Source organism: Streptomyces sp. SP18BB07 (assembly GCF_036322545.1).
GTDB lineage: Bacteria > Actinomycetota > Actinomycetes > Streptomycetales > Streptomycetaceae > Streptomyces > Streptomyces deccanensis.
Window position 1 is genome coordinate 1 of record NZ_JAQYWT010000024.1, and the last position, 307, is coordinate 307.

A 307-nucleotide genomic window follows, 5' to 3' on the forward strand; every position below is an offset into this window, starting at 1 on the left:
GAAATACCAGTCTGGTCGTGCTGGATGTCTAACCCGGGTCCGTGATCCGGATCGGGGACAGTGTCTGATGGGTAGTTTAACTGGGGCGGTTGCCTCCCAAAGGGTAACGGAGGCGCCCTAAGGTTCCCTCAGCCTGGTTGGCAATCAGGTGGTGAGTGTAAGTGCACAAGGGAGCTTGACTGTGAGAGTGACGGGTCGAGCAGGGACGAAAGTCGGGACTAGTGATCCGGCGGTGGCTTGTGGAAGCGCCGTCGCTCAACGGATAAAAGGTACCCCGGGGATAACAGGCTGATCTTCCCCAAGAGTC

At 58.0% G+C, this 307-nt stretch carries 1 rRNA gene; it reads left to right on the top strand.

Annotation, left to right across the window (positions count from 1 at the left end):
- A 23S ribosomal RNA gene (locus PUR53_RS00070) occupies positions 1–307 on the top strand; the annotation flags it as partial.